The organism is Neptuniibacter pectenicola (assembly GCF_001597735.1).
Classification (GTDB): Bacteria; Pseudomonadota; Gammaproteobacteria; order Pseudomonadales; family Balneatricaceae; genus Neptuniibacter; species Neptuniibacter pectenicola.
In genome coordinates this window covers 42879-65834 of record NZ_LUTS01000008.1, presented here as the reverse complement: position 1 = coordinate 65834, position 22956 = coordinate 42879, and the positions used below count along the sequence as shown (strand labels likewise).

Below are 22956 nucleotides of genomic sequence, written 5' to 3'. Positions count from 1 at the left end.
TTGCTAAAGCTAGTAAATTATTAAGGCTCTATTTGTATCAGTTGACGGCTAACTCATCAATCATTGCGATGATCATTTCTGCAGAATGTTTCGCTGCCGTTGTTAAAAACTGCTCGAAGGAGATTCCTGACTCTTTGCCTGCGATATCAGACAGTGCGCGAATAACGATAAACGGCGTTGCAAACTGGTAGCAAGCTTGAGCAATCGCTGCCGCTTCCATTTCAACCGCTTTCATGGTCGGAAAAAGAGCGCGCTTGCGTTCAACGCGTGCTGAGTCGTTCATAAATTGATCACCTGTAGCAATTAACCCACGCACAGTATTGATCCCACCCATACGGGATATACAACGCTCCGCCACAGCGGCTAAGGTTTCATCAGGTAAGAACGAAGCGGGCTGCTGAGGTACTTGGCCATAAACATAACCAAACACCGTTAAGTCAACATCATGGTGACGGACTTCTGAGGAGATAACGATATCCCCTACATTCAGCGTAGGATCAAAGCCACCGGCAGACCCTGTATTAATAACGCAATCAGGCTTAAACATTTGCAACAAGATGGTTGTACCAATCGCAGCATTCACTTTACCAATGCCTGATTTTAATAGCACAATATCTTTGCCGTGCAGTTTACCTGTATATATGTGAAAACCGGCAACGGTATGATCTTCTCTGTTTTCCAGAGAGGCCTTAAGCAGTTTTACTTCTTCATCCATTGCACCAATGATACCGATGCGTACGTTACCGCTTTTCTGCTTAAGCAGATCAGCCATAGTTTGATCTGTGCTCATTTGAGACTGTTACCGTCGTTTCGTTTTATTTTATATAAGTATGTTAATAATCCGTGGCGGATTAGAGCATAGCTGTACACAAAAAAATAGCTTTGAAGCCTTTGTTATTCAGTGATTACGACCTTTTTCTCTGTCTTGCGTAAATTATCTGCCCGTTCATTGATATAGCGCTGAAATTCGGGCTCTCGTTGATATATTTTCTGATCGACATATTCCAATGCCGCCTGAAAATGAAACGCTTGAACATAGCTATCTATTCTAAAGCGTTCCTGCTTTCTCTCGTCCAGTAAAACGAGGCTAGGAAAGTAGGTTAAACTAAGATGATCGGCCCACTGTTTAGCCGTCATTGGTTGCTGATTAGCAAGGTAAGAGCGCGGAGTTTGATCGGAGACATCAACACGCAAGGCGGTATAGTTTGCGAGCAGCTGGTCCGTATCTTTACGTGAAATCACCGCTTTATGTAATTGCTCGCAATCTGCGCACGCGGGGTACTCAAAAAGTACAGCCAACGGCTTACTACTTTTAAGTTGCGATATCTCATTTAATAGTGAGAAACGGTGCGATGGGTAGAGCGCCGCGTTAGCCTCGCTACGTACAACCTTTTGCGCTAAATACTGCCCCTCTGAACCGCTCATGACATAATCGATAACTTTAGCCAGCATCTCTTTACTGCGGTAGCCATCAATTCTTAAACTAGGTTCAGGTTTATCGGTGTAGAAAAACAGTGTTGGGGTAAATTGCACCTTCCATTTTACCGCTAATGCTTTTTCGGTTAGCACCTCACCATTAGGCAGCGTTATTTCGCGGTCACCCCATAGGTTAAGTGCAATAACATCGAAATTCGCTTGAATAAACGGGCCTAATTGAGGATCAAGAAAACTTTGCTGAACAATGTTGTAGCAGTATGGGCAACCCGCCTGATGAAAATAGATCAGTAGATTTTTCCCTGCCTCATCCGCTTCCTGCAGATCATCGGCAATATCTAAAAAGCTATCTTTAAACCAATAAGGTTCCTCAATCACGCTACCTGAGTAGTTAATGATTTGGGTGCCCGGTTCCGCGGCATAAGCCGAAACCGCCCCTAACATGAGCAGAGTGATGAGTACTAACCCTTTATACATGTGCCACCTTCCCGCATTCAATCGAACGCGTTTATCGTTAAGTGTGTGTTGTCTGATGGATATAAACCAGCCCATCCAAACTGCGTAAATAGCTGATCCGTATAGAGATCAACAGGCGCGGTAATCTCCATGACTTGATGAATTATCGGGTGTTCAAACTTAATAGTAGACGCCATTAGCATTAATCGCTGCAGATCAAAATTCTCGCGGAACGATTTGTTATGCTTATTATCCCCATGGTTTGTATCACCAATGATGGGGTGGAATATATGTTTCATGTGACGACGAATCTGGTGCTTACGGCCAGTTTTGGGTTTGACTTCAACCAGCGAGTAACGGGATTTTTCATAGCGACCAACGGGAATATCTAACTCCACGGTGCCTAAACGGCGATAGTCTGAAACGGCCTCCTGGGGCTCTTTATCCTTATTGGCGTGTTTATCTGCAATTTTATCGAGCTCCTCTTTCAGCGCGTAATCAATCACATCTCCATCGGGGGTATAGCCGCGCACCATACAAAGGTAGGTTTTTTCAACCTTGCGCTCAGCAAAGAGCGCATTCATTTTTTGTGCGATCTCTTTATTTTTGCCGAACAAAATCACACCCGATGTGGGGCGATCTAATCGATGAATGGTATAAGGGCTGCCACCATTAAAGTAAACCTTAAGCATTGAGGCCAGATTTGGCGTGCCCCGCGGCGCAATCCAACTAGGATGAACCAACAAGCCTGACGGCTTATTTAAGGCGATAATGTCATCATCTTCGAAGAGTATATTTAAGTCACACATCTATTTTTTCATCTATTTGGAGGACGGCTGATTCTACTTGAGCGTAAAACTATGTAAAGAGAGCTTGAAAAACCGAGTAAAAGGCTTATATATAGTGGTATATTAAACAAAGAATTTCTTCGAGGGTAACATGCGTAACGTAAACACTTATGATGTTCGGTCTGAACAGTCAGTTTTACAAACGAACAAAGTGATTCGAAATACCTATATGCTGCTGGCAATGACCATGGTAGTGAGTGCAATCACCGCCGGCATCTCCATGCTTCTGCAAATACCTATGATTGTATATTTTGGCAGCTTTATACTGAGCTTTGTTATGTTATTCATTTTGAATAAGAAGCAAAACAGCGCCGCAGCCCTTCCGCTTGTCTTCCTCTTCACAGGCATGATGGGTTTTGGTTTAGGTCCAGTGATTAATAACTACCTAGCGATGGCCAATGGTGGCCAGGTTGTCATGACCGCGTTAGGTATGACAGGGTTAACCTTTTTTGGGTTATCCGCTTACGTACTGACCAGCAAAAAAGACTTCAGCTTTATGGGCGGCTTCCTTGCCGCAGGCATGATGGTTGCGATTATTACGATGGTTGCGCTGTTTGTATTGCCGCTTTTCGGCGTGCAATTAGGCGCATTGCATTTGGCCTTCTCTGCCCTTGTCGTATTGTTAATGTGTGGCTTTATCCTTTACGACACAAGCAACATCGTAAATGGTACATACACAAACTACATTATGGCTACCGTTAGCTTGTACCTAAACATCTACAACTTATTCATTCACTTGCTTAGCCTTGTGGGTTTTCTTAGCGATGATTAATTAGCATTACTTATATAAAAAAAGCCCTGCTTTCTTTAAGATAGCGGGGCTTTTTATTAGAGGGCTGCTAAAAAATAGCACCTAACTTAGACCTTAAGCCTGCAGATATTATGAAATTCTCATTAGTTATCCATGCATCGCCATTTAGTGCGCAAACCTCATCAACCGCATACCGCTATGCAAAATGCTTATTAGATGAGGGCCACCAGATCTTCCGTATATTTTATTATGGCGATGGTGTATTGGTCGCTAATCAACAGATCACGCCACCACAAGATGAAAGTAATCTTTTAACCGCATGGCAGGCCTTAGCCGAGGAGCACGCTTTGGATCTGGTCGTTTGCATAGCAGCAGCAGTTAAACGCGGCATACTGGATGAAAACGAAGCGAAGCGCTATGAAAAGCCAAATGCCAACCTAGCGTCAGGGTTTGAGCTTTCAGGGCTCGGGCAGTTAGCGGAAGCGATTGCCGTTTCCGATCGTGTCGTTACCTTTGGGAGTTAGTGGATGAGCGCTAAAAAAAGTATCTTAATCATTAACCAGTCAGCGCCCTATGGATCAAGTAATGGGAGGGAGTCTCTAGACCTTGCCCTCACCTGCTCCATCTTTGAGATGCCAGTATCACTTCTGTTTGTCGGGGATGGTTTATATCAGCTGATCAATAACCAATCACCTGAACAGCTTCAGATGAAAAAGCATGAAGCGATGCTAAGCGCGTTACCTATGTATGATATTGATCAAATCTATGTGACCGCTGAAGACTTAAGTGAGAATGATTTAACGGAAAACGATTTGGCAATGCCTGTGACCCTGATCCAGCGTGACGTTATTGCATCACTTATCCAACAAAACGATTCAGTACTGACCTTTTAATTATGACTTTACATGTAATTAACAAAACGCCGAGCAACCTCCCCCTATATCATAGAATGTTGAACGGCCTATCCGCAGGTGACGGCATACTTCTAATTGAGGATGCCGTTTATGCTGGACTGTCAGCTCATCAGGCTTTGTTTGAGGGGCTTCCTATAGATATCAAGCTAGGGGCACTCGAAGCGGACATTCAAGCCCGAGGGTTAACACACAGGCTCTCACCTACCTTTACCTTAGTGAACGATAAGGCGTTTGTGCAGCTAAGTTGCGAACACGACAAAGTGGTTAGTTGGTATTGAGTTATGACAATAGCATTTGATGAAGAAGGTTTTTTACGCGACCTTAGCGCGTGGTCAACTGAGTTAGCGGTAGAGATCGCGGCGGCAGAAGGTATCACCTTGACCGAGGCCCACTTAGAAATAATCACCGTAGTGCGTGACTTTTATCACCAGTATCAACTGTCCCCAGCGATGCGTCCTTTAGTCAAGGCGGTTACATTGGCGCTAGGTAACGATAAAGGCAAGAGCATATACTTAATGAAGCTTTTCCCGGGTAGCCCGGCAAAATTGATTGCGAAGATCGGCGGCCTTCCAAAACCTGATAACTGTCTTTAAGCAATAAAACGAATAAAGCCGCCTGTTTTTACCTATCAGCTATTTCCTCTCTCCCTTGGCTAGTCTATGCTTTAACAAAGTATATTTCTAAGCTTTTCAATAGTATCCAAGCTATGGGATACTCGAATAAAAATATAGGCGCTTTTTAAAAGTGATTTTTTAAAATGCTCTTTTCTGTAGTAAATTTGGATGGGTAGAACACCATGGGTTTAGAATCAGCAGCTGAACACCTTCGGAGCTTACAAACAGACCAAGCTTTTCAGCAACAAGAGTCAAGCGAGAGCAGACGCAGCAACCAAGAAGAAGTGGTCTACCATCAGTGGGCGATGTTCAAGGTCGATAATGAGCTATATGGTGTTGATGTTGTTCAGGTTAAAGAAGTTTTACGCTACAGCGAAATAACCCACGTTCCAGGTTCAGACCATTATATTCTGGGTATTATCAACCTTCGCGGTAATGTAGTAACGGTTATTGATACACGACAAATGTTTGGCCTTACGCCCCATACGCCTGACGACGACACCCGTATCATCGTAGTTGAATATAACGAGCAGGAAGTTGTCGGCTTAGTTGTAGACAGCGCGAATGAAGTGATTAACCTGCCGCAAAAAGATATAGACCGTGCGCCAAATGCGACGGGGGATGAAACCACTAAGCGGTTTGTAATGGGTGTATGTTACTACAACAATATTTTGATTATCTTGCTGGATCTTTTAAAGATGCTGCAAAGTATTACACCGCTCGATGCCAATGAAGACCCGTCCTAATTAGACGGTCTCTACACACTGTTTAAGGGCTGCTATTGCAGCCTTTATTATTTTTACGCCCCAATATGAACAGCGATCTGTCGTTGGCTGCCTAAATGCCTGTGCTCCCAACAATACACCCCCTGCCAAGTGCCTAAGCACAAACGCCCTTTTTTAATCGGTATAGAAAGCGTACTCGCGGTTAATGCCGCTTTGATGTGAGCGGGCATGTCATCTGCCCCTTCAAAAACATGGGTATACAACGCATCCCCCTCAGGTACGAGCCGATTAAGCCAACGTTCGAGGTCGTCTTGGGCACTGGGGTCAGCATTTTCCTGAATGACTAAGCTCGCACTGGTGTGCTGAATCAGTAAATTGCAGATCCCGTCGGTCATATGCGAGCGATTAACTAGCGCGCTTAACGCTGATGTGAACTCATATAAACCTTGATGACGGGTGGCAACAGTAAGAATCTCAACCATAAAAAAATACCCCTATATAAAGGGGTATTTTAGCAAAGAATACTGACGGCAAAATAAGTAATTAACTAGCCATCAGATTGGGTGCTCATCACATTACACGGTTAGTGGTCATGAACTTAGTATCAGCGTCAGGCCCCGTATTATCAGCATACAGCGTAATGCCTGAACGCAAACAGATCGATAAGTTCTGATGGGACTCTTCTGTTTCTTTAGGTAGAAGATGTTCAACGATCTCTTTCTCATCAAGCAACTCTTGCTCAGTCGCTGTCAGACGTTGGCGACTAAAGTCTCCTACTTCAATATCATGCACAATCTGGTAGCGTCCGTAGTTACAACGCACAGGGAATGAGTAGAAGATCCCTTTTGTTATTCCGTAACTACCATCACTTAAAATACCCATACTGATGATCTCACCCGGATCCGTACCTAAGACCCAGTCGCGCATCTGATCGACAATAGCCTGTGCGGCAGACGCGGCACTGGAAAGGCCACGTGCTTCGATGATCTCTCCACCACGCTGCTGAACTTTAGGAATAAACTCATCTCTGTACCATGCCGTATCGATTTGAGACATCGCTGGGCGGCCTAAGATTGTTGCCTGGTGCAGATCTGGGTATTGCGTAGGTGAATGGTTACCCCAGATCATGATGCCGCCGATATCACGCGTGGTCGCGCCACAATGGTTAGCGAGAATACCTTTAGCGCGGTTATGGTCCAAACGGGTTAAGCAGGTAAACTGAGACGGGCTAAGGTTTGGTGCATTACGGCTCGCAATCAAAGCATTTGTATTAGCGGGGTTGCCAGTGATTAGCACTTTGACATCACGGTTAGCAAAATCGTTTAGCGCCTTACCCTGACGGGCAAAAATTGCCGCATTTTCTTCTAATAGGTCACGTCGCTCCATACCTGGACCACGAGGTTTTGCGCCAACTAAAAGCGCGTAATGGGCACCTCTAAAACCGGCTTCAACGCTATCATGCAGTGTAATGGTGTGCAGCAATGGGTACGCGCAATCCATCAACTCCATAGCAACACCGCGTAATGAATCCATGGCGTGAGGCAGTTCAATTAATTGAAGGATAACGGGCTGATCTTTTCCCATCATCTCACCCGCGGCAATTTTAAATAACAAACTATAACTAATTGCACCAGCGGCACCGGTAACTGCTATACGAACGGGACGTCTCATACCTTATAACCTCGTAGAATATGCTTACAACAAACCATTACAATTAATACCAAAGTATAACCATTTAGCGCAGAAAAGTAATTAATTCGCTTATGCAATGGAGAATTTATCATTAATACTAGCGTGAAAAGTACGAAGCTAACAGCCGCTATTTATAAACCACGAGAGGATTCAGAACGAAGGTAAATACGCTGATCCTGAGAAAGCGCTCTTTTAATCATCGACAATAAGGCATCTTTATCACGGTTGAGCACGCCTTTTAAAACCAGGTAGTTTGAAGCATGGTCGCTTCTGAAGATGGTTTTTTCTAATGTTAAATGCGCGATAAAGAGCTCCATCTCTTGTATAAGCTGACGCTGGGAAGCCATGACAAAGTCATCACCAAAGGCTGAAATAAATGAGGCCTCCGCTTGATGGAAGAAAAGCACTAAGGTCGCTAAGTAGTCTGGCTGAGTTTCATTAACCAGTGTGGCTGAATCAAGCGCATGTTGTTCGCTGTAATTGACGCCCCCCATGCCATTAATAATCATCACCGATGATTTTAGGCCCGCTGCACTGACCTTATGCAGTGCATCAACCGTTGTCTGGAAGGTTTCGCCTTTATCTATTTTGGTCAGAATCTGATCATTACCGCTTTCAGCACCGACATACAATAGAACCAGTCCCAAACGTCTAAGCTCAGCGAGTTCCTCAACGGTTTTATTTTTCAAGTTTCGAGGTAAACAATAGGACGAGACACGACTAACTGACGGTAAGTACTGTTTAATCGCTAATAAGATACTCTTTAAGCGATCAAAGGAGAGTGCCATAGCATCACCATCCGCCAGAAAAACGCGTCTTACGCTGGTCAGTGACAGAGCCCAGCGCTGAAGGTCTTCAACAATATCGGCCTGTGCTTTTGGCTTAAACTTTTTCTGTGGTTGAGTGTACATTTCACAAAATGTACACCGGTTCCAACTACACCCATTGGTGACCTGTAAAATAAGCGAATTCGCCTCGCTGGGAGGGCGAAACACAGGCTCAATGTAATTAATGGGTGGGTAGAGATGCATATTATGGCGCGGCTTTGTTAAATAAAGTGTAAAAGTTTTCGCTGGTGGCTTCGGCTACCGCTTCTACGCTTATGCCTTTTAAATCGGCCACACATTGGGCTACTTCAACCACATATTTAGGTTCATTTTTCTTACCGCGGTGTGGAACCGGCGCCAAGTAAGGCGAATCGGTTTCGATCAGGATACGGTCCAGAGGCACTGCTTTAACGACTTCACGTAAATCCGCCGCATTTTTAAACGTAATAATACCGGAAAAAGAGATCATGTAATTTAAATCAAGGGAGGCTTTCGCCATCGCTAAACTCTCAGTAAAGCAATGCATAACCCCTGCCGACGCTAGATTACCATGGGCCTTAATCAGCGACAGTGTATCCTGCTGAGCTTCGCGGGTATGGATAATCGTTGGAAGCCCTAACTGCCCGGCTGCAACAAGGTGGTTTTTAAAGCTTTCCTGCTGCTGATCTTGGGTATCTGTTTGATAAAAATAGTCTAGCCCCGTTTCACCTATCGCGATAATTTTTTCACGTTCAGCGCGCTCAACTAGATCGTTAATGCTGACCTGCTCTTCAGCGGCGCTTAACGGGTGAACACCAACCGATGCGTACACCTGTTCATAGGCTTCAATAAGGGCGTACATCTCATCAAAGTGAACGAGGTCGATAGACACGCAAAGCATCTTTTTAACCTTGCGTTCATCGGCAGCGTTCAGCATTAAAGAGAAATCATTATGGTACGGGGACAGGTCAAGCCTGTCCAAGTGGCAGTGCGAATCTATAAACATAGGAAGGGTAACTTAAAGTGCGTTAGTCTTACGCTCAGAACTTAACGAGCCCGCTAAATAGTTTTCGATTTTGTTAATCAATGTGGAATCGTCTGTCGAGAGTTGAATACCGATTCCCGGCGTACGACCACCTTGAGCGCCTTTAGGTGTAACCCACACAACTTTACCCGTCACCGGTATTTTATCTCCCTCCTCCATGAGCTCAAGTAGCATGAAAACTTCTTCACCTAAATGATAGGAGCGTAGGGTCGGTATAAAAAGACCGCCGTTGACGATGTACGGTAAATAAGCCTTATACAGCTCTTCTTTGGTTTTTATCGTTAACGATAAAATACCATGGCTTAAACGTGGTACAGCTACCATACAGTTCTCTCCTCCTTAATTAAGCAGTGCAGCCCACTCCAGTAGGATGCATTCGAGCAATAATTGTTTATTAGGGTTTTGCCTTAACAATATAGCTTTGCGCTCTTCATGAACTTTATCTGCTAACTTGAAGATTCTAACGGGGTTAGTTTTTTTAGCAACAGCATTGATCATATTACGCGCATCATCCTGTCGAATAAACTCGCTTGATTCGCATAGAGCGCCACGGGCCGCATCAATGAGCAAGCTATAAAACCAGCTCAGAATCAGTTCAATGTTCAATTTGCTCCATGCTTGTGCAACCTCAAGCGCTGTACGTCGCTGCTTAAGTATATCGGCCAAGCCTCTTACAAGCTGCGCACGCTGCTCATTCAGGCCGTTGTTGATATAAGCAAGGGCCTCCATGGGCGCACCTAAGTTGATATGAAGTATGTTTTTAGCACGCTCCTCGTCTAACTCCGCTGCATTCATAAGCCAGCTAACCGCTTCCGCTTCCGCTGGGGGGTGACACTCTACATGCTGACACCGACTCTTAATGGTAGGAAGTAGCTGCCCCATCTTGGAGGTGATCAGCAGAATGAGTGTATCGCCCCCAGGCTCTTCAAGCATTTTCAATAACGCATTGGCAGACGCTATGTTCATAGAGTCTGCGGGGTTAAGTACAACAACACGGTAGCCGCCCTGCTGTGCCGTACTATAGATGAATTCATTTAAAGCACGTACTTGATCAACTTTGAGTTGCTTCCCTTGCTCTTCGGGCTCGAGCAAATACAGGTCAGGATGACTACCCGCCATGTTAAGCTCACAAGGCTTACAATGACCACAGGCTCTGTTACCTTCTGGCTGCTGACACAGCAAGTAATGGGCAAAGGATTGAGCAAAGTCGGCTTTACCTATACCCGGCATACCGTGGAGCAAAAGCGCATGCGGTAATCGATTAGCTTGGTGTAACTGTGTCAGGTGCTGAAAACGGTCATTAAACCAAGGGTGAGCGGTTACAAGTTCGGACATAGCGCTAATTACCTAAATACTGACTGACAGCAGACGCGATCTGCTGTTGAACATCAGGCAATGCAACCGATGCATCGATGATAGCAAAACGTTCAGGTTCGTTAGCCGCACGCTGCAAATAGGCTTGGCGCACCTTACAAAAGAAGTCGACTTTCTCTTGTTCAAAACGGTCAGGGGTACTGCGGGCTGACGCACGCATTAACCCCACTTCAACATCAAGATCTAACAGCAAGGTTAAGTCGGGATGAAGGCCATGCTGAACTAAGGTTTCTAGCAAACGGATATGCTCCTCATCAACGCCGCGACCGCCACCTTGATAAGCAAATGTTGCATCGGTAAAACGATCACTAATAACCCACGCCCCACGCGCTAACGCTGGACGAATCACGTTCTCAATATGCTGAGCCCTTGCAGCAAACATCAATAAAAGCTCAGTGTCTTGGCTAACGCGCTCCTCACGTGGACTCAATAGTAGCTCGCGCAGCTCTTCAGCAAGTGGCGTGCCGCCCGGCTCGCGGGTTAATACAATATCAATTCCCCGTGCGTGTAAAAGATGACAAAGGAAATCAATATTCGTGGATTTACCCACCCCTTCGGTACCTTCAACCGTGATAAAGCGGCCTCGCTGAACTGTAGTCATATATTCCTGTTTACTATTTACGGTGATGATCGATAGTCTTTGCGGCGTGATAATTGATACTTCCTTACCGCATTATTATGTTCTTTAAGTGATGAAGAAAAGTAATGGGTTCCATCCCCTTTTGCAACGAAATAGAGCGCTTTCCCCTTTTTAGGGTTGAGTGCAGCGGTGATCGCATCAGGACCAACCATTGCAATAGGTGTTGGCGGTAATCCTGAAATGGTATAGGTGTTATAAGGTGTTGGCTTACGTAAATCTGAACGACGTATATTACCTTTGTAATTATCCCCCATACCATAAATAACCGTCGGGTCTGTTTGCAAACGCATACCGATGTTTAAACGACGCACAAACACTCCGGCGATAATAGGTCGCTCTTCTGCCCGCGCGGTCTCTTTCTCAACAATAGACGCCATTATTAGAGCATCGTAGGCTGACGTGTACGGAAGTTTCTTATCTCTCGCCTGCCATGCTGGCTCCAACGTTTCGATCAGCATTTTGTGGGAGCGTTTAAGCAGTGCTAGTGCTGAACTGTTTTTTTCAAAGCTATAGGTTTCAGCAAGAAACAACCCTTCAAGGTGAGTGTACTCAGTTTCTAGCTGCTCAAGTAACTGTTTTGGCGATAACCCTTTAATATCATTCTTCAGGTATTGATTAGACTCAAGCGCAGCAAGTAACTGCTTGTAGTTACTCCCTTCCACAATGGTAAAGTTGTAATTGATAGAACGACCTGAGGTGATTTTTTTCAAAAGAGTGACGGGCGTCATATCCGGTGTTAAACCATACTCGCCTGCTTTTATCTTCCTGCCCAGCCCCGTTTGACGGGCATAGAACTTAAGATAATAGATGTTTATATTTTCACTTTTGGTTTTAAGTTTATCGACTAACCCATTGAATGATAATCCTTTATCAACAACGATGCTGCTATTTTCAGCAAAGTTTAATGGCGTTGCTATGTAGGTTTTAAAGTCGTTGTATAGCCAATACGCAGCCGCCGTAGCCATCAGTACAATCAAAGCAATAACACAAAATATCTTTTTCAACGACTTAATTTCCTAAGCTAACGAATACAGTGGAATCATTCACAATCAATCTCTCGTTGGAGAATGGATTGCAGCAGGCGTGTAATTGGGCCCACATCATAATGTTTATTATCTAAGGTAACGATTGGCCACAGGCCTATCAGGCTATTACACATAAAGAGATCATTCGCCTGCATCAACACGGATGGTAAAAAACGCCCTTCAACAACGGAGATGCTTTCACGCTTTAATAAGCCAATAAGATGATCACGCATCACCCCTTTAACCCCGCAACGGTCAATGAGTGGTGTTTGTACTTCCCCTTTTTCTGGATCATACCAAAACAGGTTACTCATTGTACCTTCAACCACAAAACCTTCCGCATCTAGCATAACGCCCTCAGAGATATTCGGGTCTTGCCATTCTGCACGGGCCATGACTTGGTCGAGCCGATTAAGGTGTTTTAATTGCGCCAATGCCGGGTTAAGCGGTAAACGGTAATCACAAACTCGAGCAACAACCCCCTTTTCCATCTTCTCGGTATTAAGTGCCCGTTCTGCCACGGTGATAATACGTGTTGCTGAAACCGTCTGTGGTGGCGCATAGCCGCGAAGACCTTCCCCCCTTGTTACGATCACCTTAACGGTCTGATCGCCGCAGAGCGGCAGTTGAGCGAGGTCTGATTCAACCTGAGAGGCAACCTGATCAGGAAATCCTAAACGTGCCAAACCATAAGCAAGACGACTAAGGTGCTGAGGTAAACGTTGAGGGTGGCCACCGATAACCGCAATGGTTTCAAAGACACCGTCGCCATAGCCAAGCCCCCTATCCGCAATGTTTATTTGATCGGTAGCGGTACCATTAACCCAAGTCGCCTGCATAAATCTGCCTAATACAATTTATATTTTTTTAAAAAGAAGTGAGGCGTTTGTACCACCAAAACCAAATGAATTCGACAAAGCTGAATCAATAACACAGGTTTGAGGGGTGTGGGGCACATAATTAAGATCACAGCCATCAGAGGGCGTTTCTAAATTAATGGTTGGAGGTGCGACTTGATGTTTCAGCGCTTTAACGCAGAAAATCGCTTCAACGGCGCCCGCAGCCCCGAGCAGGTGCCCTATCATCGACTTTGTTGAACTCATGCGTACTGCATCAGCCGCGTGCCCTAAAACCTGCTTAACCGCGTTAGACTCGGCGATATCCCCTGCTTGAGTTGAGGTGCCATGCGCATTAATATAGTGAACCTTGTCGGATGCCAGTTTCGCATCCGCAATGGCATTGCTCATCGCCAACGCCGCCCCTTCACCTGAAGCCGGCGGTGAGGTCATGTGGTAGGCATCATCACTCATACCAAAGCCTGCCAGTTCGCAATAGATCTCAGCGCCTCGCGCTTTAGCATGGCTATACTCTTCAAGCACAAGAATACCGGCCCCATCACCCAACACAAAGCCATCCCGGTCTTTATCCCAAGGACGGCTAGCGGCTTCGGGTGCATCATTGCGAGTGGAGAGCGCTCGTGCGGCAGAGAAGCCCGCAATACCTAAAGGCGTCGTCGCCATCTCTGCGCCCCCAGCTAACATAACATCCGCATCACCGTATTGAATCATGCGCATAGCTTGACCAATATTATGGGTGCCGGTTGTGCAGGCGGTGGTGATTGCAATATTCGGCCCTTTGAACCCATATTTAATGGCCAAATTACCTGCAATCATGTTGATGATACTACCGGGAACAAAAAAAGGAGAAACACGTCGAGGGCCCGACTGTTCTAATATATCAACATTCTTTTCAATCATTGGCAAACCACCAATGCCTGAACCAATGGCGCAACCAATGCGTGTCGCGTTCTGCTCAGTCACCTCGATACCTGCGTCATTCACCGCTTGTATCGCCGCCGCCATGCCATACTGGATAAATAGATCCATCTTGCGAGCATCTTTTGGATTTAGGTAGTCTGCGACATCGAAGTTTTTAACAGAGGACGCAAAACGCGTTGCGTAAGGGGTGGCATCGAAGTGCGTTATAGGTGCAGCACCACTTTTGCCCAATAACAGTTGAGACCAAGTTTCAGTGACGGTGTTGCCTATTGGCGTCAGCATCCCTATACCAGTAACAACTACACGTCTACGTGTCATTAAATATCTCCATACGCTAAATACAGATGTACAACATCAAATCTACAGACAAAAGAAAAGCCGCGCTATCTACTAAGATAGGCGGCTTGCCATAGATTCTTGCTGTATACGATTACTGGTGTGCGTTGATGTAATCGATAGCTAGCTGAACTGTAGTGATCTTCTCAGCTTCTTCGTCTGGAATCTCTGTTTCAAATTCTTCTTCTAGAGCCATTACTAGCTCTACAGTGTCTAGGGAGTCAGCGCCTAGATCTTCAACAAAAGAAGCTTCTTGAGTAACTTCTTCTTCTTTAACACCCAACTGCTCTGCGATGATCTTTTTTACGCGCTCTTCAATGCTGCTCATATCTCTTCCTATCTTCTTATTAACACCACACACCTGGTTTGGTATGCGGAAAGAAATTTTATTAAAAGCACTTTAGCTAAACAAGTTAATTCAAACTAAACTCAGCTAAAATGATAAATATTCTCTACCTGACGGCACATTATCAACATTTCGAGGAAAAAAACAATTCCCCTAGGCCTCTTTTAGCCCATATACATGCCACCATTGACCTGAATCGATTCTCCCGTCACGTATCCACCGCTCTCGCTGGCTAAAAAACCAACAACAGCTGCAATTTCTTCTGGTCGACCAAGACGGTTCAGTGGGATCTGTGCTTTAAGCGCTTCTTTATGCTCATCGGCCAGTCCACTCGTCATATCGGTATCGATAAAACCCGGTGCAACACAGTTAACGGTAATGTTGCGTGAACCCACTTCACGAGCCAAAGCACGGGTAAAGCCTTCCATGCCGGATTTAGCTGCTGCATAGTTAGCCTGACCAGCATTGCCCATTGAGGCAACCACCGAGCTAACGCTAATGATACGTCCCCAGCGCGCTTTGGTCATGCCTCTTAGGCAACCTTTAACCAAACGAAAAACAGAGTTTAGATTGGTATTCAAAACAGAATCCCATTCGTCATCTTTCATTCGCATTAAAATATTATCACGGGTAATACCTGCATTATTTACAAGTATTTCGATCGTACCGTAGTCCGCTTGAACGGTTTTAAGTACAGCCGTAACGGAATCGCTATCCGCCACATCTAAAACAAGGCCCGCGCCTTTGATATTAGACTCAGAAAGATAAGCGCTGATAGCTGTAGCGCCATTTTCACTGGTTGCTGTACCAATAACCACCGCGCCTTGCTTACCCAGCTCTAACGCGATTGCTTTACCGATACCCCGTGTTGCGCCGCTTACTAGCGCTACCTTACCTTCAATACTCATTCTTATTATTCCTTGCTCGTCCGATTAGGCATTAAGCGCTTTTTCAAGGCCCGCTGCATCATTAATCGCCGCTACGATCAGAGGTCTGTGAATTTTTTTATTTAAGCCCGATAATACTTTACCTGGCCCACATTCTAATGCGTTTTCAATACCTTGTGCGACCATATTTTGAACACTTTTTGTCCAAAGCACAGGACTGTATAGTTGAGTTAGAAGATTGTTTTTCAACTCATCAACCGATGCAGGTGCTTGTGCTGTTGTGTTTTGTACCACTTGAATATCAGGCATCCGAACATCAATATTTGATAGCTCCAGCGCCATTTTTTCAGCAGCGGGACGCATCAAGTCACAATGCGAAGGCACACTTACAGGTAAAGGTATCGCTCTTTTAGCACCTGCAGCTTTGCAGTTTTCAATAGCGCGTGCAACTGCTTCTTTATGGCCTGCAATTACAACTTGCCCTGGGCAGTTGTAATTAACCGGCGAAACAACGTCACCTTGCTCTGCGTCTATACACGCCTGCGCTATCGCTGCGTCATCAAGACCTAGAATAGCTGCCATAGCGCCAGCACCCGCTGGCACCGCGGTTTGCATAAACTCACCACGCAATTTCACCAGTTTAACACCATCCGCAAAACTGATAGCACCACCGCACACAAGAGCCGTATATTCACCTAAACTATGACCGGCTAAAACGGAAGGCATCTCGCCACCCTGTTCTTGCCAAAGACGCCATAAAGCAACACCCGCCGTTAACAATGCGGGCTGAGTTTTATCAGTTCGATCAAGCTCTTCTGATGGACCGCTTTGAACAAGCGCCCATAGGTCATAACCAAGAACAGCAGACGCTTCGGCAAAAGTGTCAGTGATCACAGGGTGAGATTCTGCTAATTCAGCGAGCATCCCCTGCTGTTGGGAGCCTTGTCCCGGAAAAACGAAAGCAAGTTTTTGCGACATGATTTCCTCAAATCGTCAATCTAATTTAGTAACACGCCTGCAGATTGATGTAATAGCACAGGCTAATGTCGGCGTAGTTTACAACATTACAAAGTAATTAAAACCGCTAGCGGATGAATCAGGCGAGCTTATGCTCTATTTCATCGCATATCTTACTGGGGAGGTTTTGCTCTACTTCGGCTACAGCCTGATCAAGTGCATAACCAAAGCACTGTTCATTGGCTGCGCCATGACTTTTTATCACAATCCCTTGAAGCCCTAACAAACTCGCACCATTACGACGCGAAGGGTCAAGCTGTTGCTTGATCTCACTTAAAATAGGGCTGGCCAGTAGTGCAAGCACTCGACGATATAGACCTTTTTTAAAGCTGGACTGAAACTTATGACTAATTAGTCGCGCTAAGCCTTCACTGCTTTTTAGCGCAATATTACCGACAAAGCCATCACAAACAACCACATCCGCTTTACCTTTATAAAGGTCATCCCCTTCAATATAGCCGATATAATTAAGCCCGCCCTTCTCTTCAATAAGACGAGAGGCCAACTTAACTTGCTCATTACCCTTAACTTCTTCCTCACCGATATTCAGCAAACCAACACGCGGCTCTGCAATGCCATCGACAGCCTGAACCATCACAGATCCCATAATGGCAAACTGTAGAAGGTGTTCTGCGCTGCAATCAACATTCGCGCCGAGATCTAGCATATGACAATGCCCGTCAGTTGTTGGAACGGTCGAGGTAATCGCCGGTCGATCAACATTAGGAAGTGTGCGTAAAATATAACGCCCCAACACCATTAAAGCCCCTGTATTGCCCGCACTTACGCACGCCTGAGCTTGCTTATCAGCAACCAATTGGAGGGATTTAAACATTGAGGACTCTTGACCATTACGAATCGTGAGTGAGGGTTTCGCGCACATTGAGATAGTCTCAGCGGCATGAACAACATCAAGACGACAAGCGACTTCAGAGCTTAACTGGGTCAATAAGGGGGTAATAGCTTCTTGATGGCCAACAAGTTTGACCGAAAGATGCGGGTAACGTTTTAGTGCGTCGATTGTAGCGGGGATCGTAATGCGGGGACCGAAGTCCCCGCCCATCACATCAACTGCAATGGTGTAGTAGGCTGACAATATTACTCGTCATCCTGCTTAATTACTTGTTTGCCACGGTAGAAACCGTCAGCAGATACATGGTGACGAAGGTGCGTTTCACCTGTAGTTGCTTCTACAGATAGAGTCGGGTTACCTAGCGCATCGTGTGAACGACGCATATCGCGACGGGAACGAGACTTCTTACTTTTCTGAACTGCCATGACTAAATAGCTCCTGGTTCTTTCTATTTGTTATTGGCTTTTAATTGCGCCAACACACTAAATGGATTCGGTTTATCGTTAGTTTCTGTCACTGCCCCGGCATCGCCGTATGAAGTTTTGATAGAACAATCATCATGATAAGCATCATGAGGAAGGCTCAAAATCAACTCTTCTTCAACCACAGAAAGCAACTCAATCTCTTCATCCCCTATAATTAAGGGATCATAAACGCGAGGAAGCTGTTTTGCAGCATCCTCACTGACCGCAAGGGCAAGATTAAAATCAACCTCTACGGCAACCTCTACTGGATCTAAGCAACGTTGACACGTCATGAAAACATGACCTTCAGCATTGCCAGTAATGGTACGAATACGCTGTTCATCGACAGCAAACTGGAGATCGACTTTAATAGAGCCATCAGTACCAATCAATGATTGGCAAAGAATAGGCATCCTATTTAAATCGGCTACACCCGTTATTCGCACTTCCCGCTCAGCAAGTTTTCGCGGATCTACTTTGTTAGGTAATGGACCGTTTGACATAAGCGCGCAATTCTAGGGCTCGAAAACCCATCTGTCAAAGACTTTGGGGTTTAATTATGTAATAAAACCGCTAATATTCGAGCCTTCATACATTAACGGTTAAAAAAAGACATGAGAAACCTGATTTTAGCATCTAGCTCACCGTTTCGTCGTCAAATTTTAGATAAACTTCAACTTGAGTATTCATGCCTCTCGCCTGATATTGATGAATCACCCAACGGGAATGAGACGCCGGTGCAATTGGTGACTAGACTTGCCGTCGCCAAAGCTGAAAAGATTGCCGAAACCGAGTCCGATAGTTTAATTATCGGTTCAGACCAAGTCGCGGTTTTAGGTGATGAGATCTTAGGCAAACCCCACACCCACGAAAACGCAGTTAAACAGTTACAGAGATTATCTGGCCACCGCGTCACGTTTTTAACAGGGCTCGCCCTCATCAACTCAAAAAGCGGCAATATTCAACGCGAAGCCGTGCCGTTTGATGTTGTGTTCCGAACCTTGACGGATGAGATGATTGAAAATTATCTGCGCGCTGAAGAGCCTTATAACTGTGCAGGCAGCTTTAAATCAGAAGCGCTTGGAATTGTACTGTTTGACAAACTAGAGGGCGACGACCCTAACACACTGATAGGCCTCCCCCTTATCCGTCTTGTACGCATGCTGGAAAACGAAGGGGTTAATGTACTTTAAAGCCCCGTTTAAGCTGAGTTATAACAAAATGGAGGGCTTAGCCCTCCATTTAAACCGGTAGAAGATATCGCCGTTAACGCAGTTGCACGCCCTGACTTAACCCTAACTGGGTGCTGATCGCCTTAGTAAAACTAACGCCCAACTCATCCACGATCTGCTTCCATGGCTGCTGTTTAGGTGTGTAATCAACTAATTTATCAACTTTGACAACCTCTCGCGCCACATAACTGGTACTCCCTAGGCCATCAATAAGCCCCAGTTCTACTGCTTGCTCCCCTGTCCAGACTAACCCGCTAAACAAACGAGGATCATCTTTCAGACGATCACCGCGCCCCTGTTTAACTTGATCGATAAACTGTTTATGGGTTGTGTTAAGCACACTCTGCCAAAACACTTTCTCATCCTCATTACTCGGTGAGTAAGGGTCTAAGAATGCCTTATGTTCACCCGCAGTATAAAGACGTCGTTCAACCCCAACTTTATCCATCAGGTCGACAAAGCCAAAGCCACCCGCCACAACACCAATAGAACCAACTAAGCTCGCTTTATCTGCATAGATTTTATCTGACGCAGCCGCTATATAGTAAGCGCCTGACGCACCGATATCGGCAATAACGGAATAGAGAGGCTTCTCTGGATGAAGCGCCCTAAGTCGCTTGATCTCATCATAGATATACCCTGCCTGAACTGGGCTACCACCAGGGCTATTAATGCGTAGAATAACCGCTTTAGCATTTTCCTCTTCAAACGCCTCCCTAAGCGACCAAATAATCGAATCGGCGCTGGCATCATCATCGGCACTGATTGGGCCTTTTACTTCGATGACTGCCGTATGCGCATCAAGCCCAGTATCTTTCTCCAAATCACTATTAATGAGCAAAATGCCCATCAAGGCAAAGAGGTATCCAAAGGTCAGCAGCTTAAAAAAGATTCCCCAGCGCCGCGCACGACGCTGCTCAACGAACATGCCATTAAGCAGCTTTTCAATCAGTTTCCACTCTTTTTTGCTTGAAGCATCTTGCTTCGCATGTTCAACCGCTTGACCTAACGCACTATCCGCTTTTATATCGCTAGCGGATTGTTTAACACCCTCAGGCGTTTCACCTGGTGTTTCATTTGATGGATTATCAGACACACATCACTCCTGTTTAGGCAAACACGCCTTTACTATCTAACCACTGCTCCAGCTCGGGAAAGTTATCAACTTCCAATACTGGATTAAAACCTTTTAAGCGATCAATATGATGCGCGCCATAACTTACAGCAATCACATCCATACCCGCTCGCCTACCCATATCGAGATCGTACTCAGTGTCCCCTATCATTAAAGCTTCACTGGCTGGTACGCCCGTTTCAGCCAAGATCTCTTCCAGCATGAGAGGGTTAGGCTTAGAGACCGTTTCATCAGCACAACGGGACGACTCAAAAAGCCAAGCCAGACCAGTTTGAACAAAAGCCCGATCCAGACCACGACGACTTTTACCTGTAGCAACAGCCATGCGCATACCTTTAGCATGCATACTTTCTAGTGTTTTTTGTACGCCCGGAAATAACGGCGTAGGTGTCTCATTCACGCCTAAAAAGTGATGACCATACTGGGTACGCATCTGATCAATACCCGCATCATCGACAGCAGGGATCAGAAGCCTAATCGCTTCAGGTAGGCCAAGACCAATAATATTCATTACGGCACTACTGGCAGGAACGGAGAAGCCACAATCGTCGGCTGCCGCCTGCATACTAGAAATAATGCGCGCCGTTGAATCGATAACCGTACCATCCCAATCAAAAATCAATAACTTATACACGAAACTCCCTTGAGCACTCTTAGTTAGTACGAATACATCTATATATAGGACTGAGCGGAAACTTCAAGCAAACGAAGCAAACTTATTAATTCTTGACCTATATCTTGCTTTTTTTCACTGTCGTAACGTATATTTCAGGAACTTCTCCCAAAAAAAGTTCAGCATGCAATTAAGTCGATTCACCGATTATACTCTTCGTGTACTTTTCTATGCTGCGATTCATGATGACCGCTTAGTCACATTAGCAGAGATAGCAACCTACTATGACATCTCCATTGAGCACCTTAGAAAAGTGGTCCACGCCTTAGCAAAATCAGGTTACCTCGCCACCTTTCGAGGCAAAAATGGCGGCATCAAATTAGCCCAACCTTCAGCACAGATAAATTTGGCAGATATTGTTAATCAATCAGAAGGCGAGCAACCCTTAATTAATTGCGCCCAACAACGGTGCTGCTTAACCAATCAGTGCTCCCTGCAAGACGTATTAGTTGAAGCCCAACAAGCCTTTATCCACGTATTAGAGAAATATACGCTTGAGGACCTACTGATTAACCCCAAAATGCGCACAGTACTGATCAGCCGAAGTGTTACCTAAGAGGGGCCTCGCTCAAACGCCCCTCCTTCTCACCACCACGACTTATCGCTATCCCGTTAACAACAAAAAAGCCCGAAAACGGGCTTTTTAAATAGGGATAGCGACTGAACTAATCTTCAGCGACCTCTAGTTTAGACGGTGAGACCAGTACGCCATTATTATCCGCGTAAACGTACTCACCCGGGCGGAACGTAACCCCACCAAAAGTGAGATCAACGTTAAGCTCACCTAATCCTTTTTTATCGGTTTTCATGGGGTGGGCACCTAACGCCTGTACACCAATATTCAGGTCACCAATCGCATTCACGTCACGGATGCAACCATAGATAATAATCCCTTCCCAGCCATTTACCGTCGCTTTCTCTGCCAGCATATCGCCCAGCATGGCTTTACGCATAGAGCCGCCACCGTCAACAACCAACACCTTACCTTGACCAGGAAGTGCAACTTGCTCACGAACTAATGAGTTATCTTCAAACGCCTTCAAGGTAACAATCTCGCCACCAAAGCGCTCTTTTCCACCAAAGTTGCCAAACATTGGCTCTACAACCTGCACAAGGTCTGGGAATTGATCACATAGTTCGGGTAAAAGATCTTCCACTGTTAACTCCTTAATTGGGATTTATGGCACACGTTGGGTGCTGTATACCGTAAAATAAAAAATGTATATTCGCCGATTCATTGTGCAAATGCACTACAACTTAGGCAGGAATTTAGGAAACATTAGTCCACATGTGCACTAAAAGAACACCCTTACTCCCCGTTATCACCCTTACAATGGCTAGCAGTATTATCATAACGGGCTGCGCGCAGAAAACACCGTCAGCATGCACTAACCCTTACGATCAATGCACCCCCACACCCCCTCGAACGCCCACAAAGGCCACTCTACAAGGGGCTCACTCGCCCGAACATTCCATCACCACCCAAAGCAGAAGCGCGATAGCGCGCATACATCACAACACAGCGAACCGCTCAACCTCAGTACCGGCGAGCAAGCCATCTAAGGTTGTAATAATAGAAACACTCAGAAAACCATACCCACATACACGACCACAAGGCTCACCTGAGCGCGAAAAAGGCTCACTCCCCTCACCGCCCTTTTACACTTTACAGCTGGGCGCCTATCAAAAAAGCAGCAACCTTCATCGGCTAATCAATAGCCTTGATGATAAAGCCGATCTATTTACTTATTCGATAAAAACCAACCTACAGGGGATCGCTTATGGTCAATTTAAGACAATAGATGAGGCCAAAGCGCAGCAGGCCTGGCTCACCAAGCATGGGATCGATGACTTTTTAATACGCAAGCTTCCTGCAAACGCAAAAGCGTTATAGGGCTGACTGAACAGCCA

The 22956-nt window shown here is 45.5% G+C and carries 31 protein-coding genes; 9 read left to right on the top strand and 22 right to left on the bottom strand.

Annotation, left to right across the window (positions count from 1 at the left end):
* Positions 1 to 37 precede the first annotated feature (37 nt).
* The 3 genes from mtnN to A3773_RS11475 all read right to left on the bottom strand — a co-directional run bounded on the left by mtnN (position 38) and on the right by A3773_RS11475 (position 2699).
* The gene (mtnN, locus tag A3773_RS11485; protein ID WP_067986146.1) at positions 38 to 790 is read right to left on the bottom strand and encodes a 5'-methylthioadenosine/S-adenosylhomocysteine nucleosidase; all 753 of its coding nucleotides are present in this window, start codon (positions 788 to 790) and stop codon (positions 38 to 40) included.
* Positions 791 to 894: 104 nt separating this feature from the next.
* Positions 895 to 1911 (bottom strand): thioredoxin family protein, encoded by a 1017-nt coding sequence (locus tag A3773_RS11480; protein ID WP_067986144.1) that lies wholly within the window; start codon positions 1909 to 1911, stop codon positions 895 to 897.
* A gap of 17 nt (positions 1912 to 1928) precedes the next feature.
* Positions 1929 to 2699 carry a pseudouridine synthase gene (locus A3773_RS11475; protein WP_067986142.1) on the bottom strand — a complete coding sequence of 257 codons (771 nt, stop codon included), beginning with the start codon at positions 2697 to 2699 and terminating at the stop codon, positions 1929 to 1931.
* A gap of 130 nt (positions 2700 to 2829) precedes the next feature.
* On the opposite strand from A3773_RS11475, the gene A3773_RS11470 reads away from it, so the two are divergent.
* The 6 genes from A3773_RS11470 (at position 2830) to A3773_RS11445 (ending at position 5763) form a co-directional block, all read left to right on the top strand.
* Positions 2830 to 3510 carry a Bax inhibitor-1/YccA family protein gene (locus tag A3773_RS11470; RefSeq protein ID WP_067986140.1) on the top strand — a complete coding sequence of 227 codons (681 nt, stop codon included), beginning with the start codon at positions 2830 to 2832 and terminating at the stop codon, positions 3508 to 3510.
* Positions 3511 to 3620: 110 nt separating this feature from the next.
* On the top strand, positions 3621 to 4013 hold the full coding sequence (gene tusD, locus A3773_RS11465) for a sulfurtransferase complex subunit TusD (RefSeq protein ID WP_067986137.1): 393 nt from the start codon (positions 3621 to 3623) through the stop codon (positions 4011 to 4013).
* A 3-nt stretch (positions 4014 to 4016) separates the two neighbouring features.
* A complete protein-coding gene (gene tusC / locus A3773_RS11460; RefSeq protein WP_067986135.1) occupies positions 4017 to 4382 on the top strand; it encodes a sulfurtransferase complex subunit TusC in 366 nt (121 codons plus the stop codon).
* Between the two features lie 2 nt (positions 4383 to 4384).
* Positions 4385 to 4681 (top strand): sulfurtransferase complex subunit TusB, encoded by a 297-nt coding sequence (tusB, locus tag A3773_RS11455; protein WP_067986133.1) that lies wholly within the window; start codon positions 4385 to 4387, stop codon positions 4679 to 4681.
* Between the two features lie 3 nt (positions 4682 to 4684).
* A complete protein-coding gene (locus A3773_RS11450; protein WP_067986131.1) occupies positions 4685 to 4996 on the top strand; it encodes a TusE/DsrC/DsvC family sulfur relay protein in 312 nt (103 codons plus the stop codon).
* A 203-nt stretch (positions 4997 to 5199) separates the two neighbouring features.
* Positions 5200 to 5763: a chemotaxis protein CheW gene (locus A3773_RS11445; RefSeq protein WP_082800613.1), complete on the top strand. Its 564-nt coding sequence runs from the start codon at positions 5200 to 5202 to the stop codon at positions 5761 to 5763.
* Positions 5764 to 5816: 53 nt separating this feature from the next.
* Here the strand turns inward: A3773_RS11445 and A3773_RS11440 are convergent, their stop codons facing one another.
* The 16 genes from A3773_RS11440 to A3773_RS11365 form a co-directional block, all read right to left on the bottom strand.
* The gene (locus tag A3773_RS11440) at positions 5817 to 6224 is read right to left on the bottom strand and encodes a secondary thiamine-phosphate synthase enzyme YjbQ (protein ID WP_067986129.1); all 408 of its coding nucleotides are present in this window, start codon (positions 6222 to 6224) and stop codon (positions 5817 to 5819) included.
* A gap of 88 nt (positions 6225 to 6312) precedes the next feature.
* Positions 6313 to 7413: a malate dehydrogenase gene (locus A3773_RS11435; RefSeq protein WP_067986127.1), complete on the bottom strand. Its 1101-nt coding sequence runs from the start codon at positions 7411 to 7413 to the stop codon at positions 6313 to 6315.
* 152 nt (positions 7414 to 7565) lie between these two features.
* Complete coding sequence (locus A3773_RS11430) at positions 7566 to 8465, bottom strand: radical SAM protein (RefSeq protein WP_067986125.1); 900 nt, start codon at positions 8463 to 8465, stop codon at positions 7566 to 7568.
* A gap of 1 nt (position 8466) precedes the next feature.
* The gene (locus tag A3773_RS11425; RefSeq protein WP_067986124.1) at positions 8467 to 9246 is read right to left on the bottom strand and encodes a TatD family hydrolase; all 780 of its coding nucleotides are present in this window, start codon (positions 9244 to 9246) and stop codon (positions 8467 to 8469) included.
* Between the two features lie 12 nt (positions 9247 to 9258).
* Positions 9259 to 9609: a PilZ domain-containing protein gene (locus A3773_RS11420; RefSeq protein WP_067986121.1), complete on the bottom strand. Its 351-nt coding sequence runs from the start codon at positions 9607 to 9609 to the stop codon at positions 9259 to 9261.
* 15 nt (positions 9610 to 9624) lie between these two features.
* Complete coding sequence (locus A3773_RS11415) at positions 9625 to 10620, bottom strand: DNA polymerase III subunit delta' (RefSeq protein WP_067986119.1); 996 nt, start codon at positions 10618 to 10620, stop codon at positions 9625 to 9627.
* Between the two features lie 4 nt (positions 10621 to 10624).
* A complete protein-coding gene (tmk, locus tag A3773_RS11410; protein ID WP_067986118.1) occupies positions 10625 to 11260 on the bottom strand; it encodes a dTMP kinase in 636 nt (211 codons plus the stop codon).
* A 17-nt stretch (positions 11261 to 11277) separates the two neighbouring features.
* Complete coding sequence (gene mltG / locus A3773_RS11405) at positions 11278 to 12303, bottom strand: endolytic transglycosylase MltG (RefSeq protein WP_067986116.1); 1026 nt, start codon at positions 12301 to 12303, stop codon at positions 11278 to 11280.
* Positions 12304 to 12338: 35 nt separating this feature from the next.
* Positions 12339 to 13163: an aminodeoxychorismate lyase gene (gene pabC / locus A3773_RS11400; protein ID WP_067986114.1), complete on the bottom strand. Its 825-nt coding sequence runs from the start codon at positions 13161 to 13163 to the stop codon at positions 12339 to 12341.
* An 18-nt stretch (positions 13164 to 13181) separates the two neighbouring features.
* Positions 13182 to 14420 (bottom strand): beta-ketoacyl-ACP synthase II, encoded by a 1239-nt coding sequence (gene fabF, locus A3773_RS11395; protein ID WP_067986113.1) that lies wholly within the window; start codon positions 14418 to 14420, stop codon positions 13182 to 13184.
* A 112-nt stretch (positions 14421 to 14532) separates the two neighbouring features.
* The gene (gene acpP / locus A3773_RS11390; RefSeq protein ID WP_067864849.1) at positions 14533 to 14766 is read right to left on the bottom strand and encodes an acyl carrier protein; all 234 of its coding nucleotides are present in this window, start codon (positions 14764 to 14766) and stop codon (positions 14533 to 14535) included.
* A 182-nt stretch (positions 14767 to 14948) separates the two neighbouring features.
* Positions 14949 to 15692 carry a 3-oxoacyl-ACP reductase FabG gene (gene fabG, locus A3773_RS11385; RefSeq protein WP_067986111.1) on the bottom strand — a complete coding sequence of 248 codons (744 nt, stop codon included), beginning with the start codon at positions 15690 to 15692 and terminating at the stop codon, positions 14949 to 14951.
* 24 nt (positions 15693 to 15716) lie between these two features.
* Positions 15717 to 16649: an ACP S-malonyltransferase gene (gene fabD / locus A3773_RS11380; RefSeq protein ID WP_067986109.1), complete on the bottom strand. Its 933-nt coding sequence runs from the start codon at positions 16647 to 16649 to the stop codon at positions 15717 to 15719.
* 118 nt (positions 16650 to 16767) lie between these two features.
* Positions 16768 to 17784, bottom strand: a complete 1017-nt coding sequence (gene plsX, locus A3773_RS11375; protein ID WP_075109549.1) for a phosphate acyltransferase PlsX — start codon at positions 17782 to 17784, stop codon at positions 16768 to 16770.
* A gap of 2 nt (positions 17785 to 17786) precedes the next feature.
* Positions 17787 to 17966, bottom strand: coding sequence for a 50S ribosomal protein L32 (gene rpmF / locus A3773_RS11370; RefSeq protein WP_067986107.1), 180 nt, complete (start codon positions 17964 to 17966; stop codon positions 17787 to 17789).
* Positions 17967 to 17989: 23 nt separating this feature from the next.
* Complete coding sequence (locus A3773_RS11365; protein WP_067986106.1) at positions 17990 to 18508, bottom strand: YceD family protein; 519 nt, start codon at positions 18506 to 18508, stop codon at positions 17990 to 17992.
* A 111-nt stretch (positions 18509 to 18619) separates the two neighbouring features.
* Between A3773_RS11365 and A3773_RS11360 the strand changes: the two genes are divergently transcribed.
* Positions 18620 to 19198 carry a Maf family protein gene (locus A3773_RS11360; RefSeq protein ID WP_067986104.1) on the top strand — a complete coding sequence of 193 codons (579 nt, stop codon included), beginning with the start codon at positions 18620 to 18622 and terminating at the stop codon, positions 19196 to 19198.
* A gap of 73 nt (positions 19199 to 19271) precedes the next feature.
* Here the strand turns inward: A3773_RS11360 and sppA are convergent, their stop codons facing one another.
* Entirely contained in the window at positions 19272 to 20333 is a 1062-nt protein-coding gene (gene sppA, locus A3773_RS11355) for a signal peptide peptidase SppA (protein ID WP_067986102.1), read from the bottom strand.
* A gap of 13 nt (positions 20334 to 20346) precedes the next feature.
* Positions 20347 to 21006, bottom strand: coding sequence for an HAD-IA family hydrolase (locus tag A3773_RS11350; protein WP_067986100.1), 660 nt, complete (start codon positions 21004 to 21006; stop codon positions 20347 to 20349).
* Between the two features lie 163 nt (positions 21007 to 21169).
* Here A3773_RS11350 and A3773_RS11345 point away from each other — a divergent pair, with 163 nt between their 5' ends.
* Positions 21170 to 21601, top strand: coding sequence for an RrF2 family transcriptional regulator (locus A3773_RS11345; protein ID WP_067986098.1), 432 nt, complete (start codon positions 21170 to 21172; stop codon positions 21599 to 21601).
* A 109-nt stretch (positions 21602 to 21710) separates the two neighbouring features.
* Here the strand turns inward: A3773_RS11345 and rraA are convergent, their stop codons facing one another.
* Entirely contained in the window at positions 21711 to 22202 is a 492-nt protein-coding gene (gene rraA / locus A3773_RS11340; RefSeq protein ID WP_067986096.1) for a ribonuclease E activity regulator RraA, read from the bottom strand.
* 131 nt (positions 22203 to 22333) lie between these two features.
* Here rraA and A3773_RS11335 point away from each other — a divergent pair, with 131 nt between their 5' ends.
* On the top strand, positions 22334 to 22939 hold the full coding sequence (locus tag A3773_RS11335) for an SPOR domain-containing protein (RefSeq protein ID WP_082800612.1): 606 nt from the start codon (positions 22334 to 22336) through the stop codon (positions 22937 to 22939).
* Positions 22940 to 22956 lie beyond the last annotated feature (17 nt).

Bases quoted from the DNA above. Each gene is read 5' to 3' on its own strand.
- mtnN (WP_067986146.1), bottom strand. From the start codon at position 790: ATGAGCACAGATCAAACTATGGCTGATCTGCTTAAGCAGAAAAGCGGT.
- A3773_RS11480 (WP_067986144.1), bottom strand. From the start codon at position 1,911: ATGTATAAAGGGTTAGTACTCATCACTCTGCTCATGTTAGGGGCGGTT.
- A3773_RS11475 (WP_067986142.1), bottom strand. From the start codon at position 2,699: ATGTGTGACTTAAATATACTCTTCGAAGATGATGACATTATCGCCTTA.
- A3773_RS11470 (WP_067986140.1), top strand. From the start codon at position 2,830: ATGCGTAACGTAAACACTTATGATGTTCGGTCTGAACAGTCAGTTTTA.
- tusD (WP_067986137.1), top strand. From the start codon at position 3,621: ATGAAATTCTCATTAGTTATCCATGCATCGCCATTTAGTGCGCAAACC.
- tusC (WP_067986135.1), top strand. From the start codon at position 4,017: ATGAGCGCTAAAAAAAGTATCTTAATCATTAACCAGTCAGCGCCCTAT.
- tusB (WP_067986133.1), top strand. From the start codon at position 4,385: ATGACTTTACATGTAATTAACAAAACGCCGAGCAACCTCCCCCTATAT.
- A3773_RS11450 (WP_067986131.1), top strand. From the start codon at position 4,685: ATGACAATAGCATTTGATGAAGAAGGTTTTTTACGCGACCTTAGCGCG.
- A3773_RS11445 (WP_082800613.1), top strand. From the start codon at position 5,200: ATGGGTTTAGAATCAGCAGCTGAACACCTTCGGAGCTTACAAACAGAC.
- A3773_RS11440 (WP_067986129.1), bottom strand. From the start codon at position 6,224: ATGGTTGAGATTCTTACTGTTGCCACCCGTCATCAAGGTTTATATGAG.
- A3773_RS11435 (WP_067986127.1), bottom strand. From the start codon at position 7,413: ATGAGACGTCCCGTTCGTATAGCAGTTACCGGTGCCGCTGGTGCAATT.
- A3773_RS11430 (WP_067986125.1), bottom strand. From the start codon at position 8,465: ATGCATCTCTACCCACCCATTAATTACATTGAGCCTGTGTTTCGCCCT.
- A3773_RS11425 (WP_067986124.1), bottom strand. From the start codon at position 9,246: ATGTTTATAGATTCGCACTGCCACTTGGACAGGCTTGACCTGTCCCCG.
- A3773_RS11420 (WP_067986121.1), bottom strand. From the start codon at position 9,609: ATGGTAGCTGTACCACGTTTAAGCCATGGTATTTTATCGTTAACGATA.
- A3773_RS11415 (WP_067986119.1), bottom strand. From the start codon at position 10,620: ATGTCCGAACTTGTAACCGCTCACCCTTGGTTTAATGACCGTTTTCAG.
- tmk (WP_067986118.1), bottom strand. From the start codon at position 11,260: ATGACTACAGTTCAGCGAGGCCGCTTTATCACGGTTGAAGGTACCGAA.
- pabC (WP_067986114.1), bottom strand. From the start codon at position 13,163: ATGCAGGCGACTTGGGTTAATGGTACCGCTACCGATCAAATAAACATT.
- fabF (WP_067986113.1), bottom strand. From the start codon at position 14,420: ATGACACGTAGACGTGTAGTTGTTACTGGTATAGGGATGCTGACGCCA.
- acpP (WP_067864849.1), bottom strand. From the start codon at position 14,766: ATGAGCAGCATTGAAGAGCGCGTAAAAAAGATCATCGCAGAGCAGTTG.
- fabG (WP_067986111.1), bottom strand. From the start codon at position 15,692: ATGAGTATTGAAGGTAAGGTAGCGCTAGTAAGCGGCGCAACACGGGGT.
- fabD (WP_067986109.1), bottom strand. From the start codon at position 16,649: ATGTCGCAAAAACTTGCTTTCGTTTTTCCGGGACAAGGCTCCCAACAG.
- rpmF (WP_067986107.1), bottom strand. From the start codon at position 17,966: ATGGCAGTTCAGAAAAGTAAGAAGTCTCGTTCCCGTCGCGATATGCGT.
- A3773_RS11365 (WP_067986106.1), bottom strand. From the start codon at position 18,508: ATGTCAAACGGTCCATTACCTAACAAAGTAGATCCGCGAAAACTTGCT.
- A3773_RS11360 (WP_067986104.1), top strand. From the start codon at position 18,620: ATGAGAAACCTGATTTTAGCATCTAGCTCACCGTTTCGTCGTCAAATT.
- A3773_RS11345 (WP_067986098.1), top strand. From the start codon at position 21,170: ATGCAATTAAGTCGATTCACCGATTATACTCTTCGTGTACTTTTCTAT.
- A3773_RS11335 (WP_082800612.1), top strand. From the start codon at position 22,334: ATGTGCACTAAAAGAACACCCTTACTCCCCGTTATCACCCTTACAATG.